Source organism: Psychrobacter sp. 1Y4, from assembly GCF_051847555.1.
Genome location: NZ_JBPYDE010000656.1, coordinates 1 through 664 on the forward strand (window position 1 = coordinate 1; position 664 = coordinate 664).

1 protein-coding gene is annotated in these 664 nt (G+C 45.6%); it reads right to left on the minus strand.

Translation table 11 applies throughout. The features are described from left to right. Window positions 1–664, minus strand: a 664-nt coding sequence (locus ACS8FC_RS18160; protein WP_439297814.1) for an FAD-dependent oxidoreductase, incomplete at both ends; no start/stop codon positions are given.

Genomic DNA, 664 nt, shown 5'->3' on the forward strand with positions numbered 1-664 from the left:
TACGCCACTGGGCACCTGTCGCTAAGATAATACTGCGAGTCTCAAACGTCTCACCGGTATTTAGGTTGATGCTGTAGTTTTCTTCTTCCGTCTCGCCGATGTCTTTCACACTCACGTGTTCTTTTAGCGTGATGTTGTATTCAGCCAAGTGCTTGACGAAATTAGTCGACAAATCAGTACCATTGGTCAAAGGCACAGAGATCAAGTTTTCGATATCTTGCGTATCTTTGACCTGTCCACCGATGCGGTCAGCGACCATGGTTACTTTCAGACCTTTACGCGCTGTATAAATGGCTGCCGCCACGCCTGCAGGACCTGCACCAATGATAGTGACATCTTGCTGCTCTAACTGCTCGGCGTCATCTTCCATGTCTGACAATAGATCTGGGAACTGCTCTTGTAATTTTCCAATCAGTTTTGCGGTGTCAATCAAACCATTAGCAAACGGCTTACCATTCAAAAATACCGCAGGTACACCTTGGATTTTGTTTGCTTCAACTTGCTCTTGGAATAGCGCGCCATCAATCATCTCATTGCTGATATCATCGTTTAGTAGCGCAAATTGGTTCAACGCCTGAACCACTTCTGGGCAGCTATGGCACGATAATGACACATAGGTCTGGAATTGTAATGGCTTATTAAAGCGCTTGACCAGCTTTTGGAT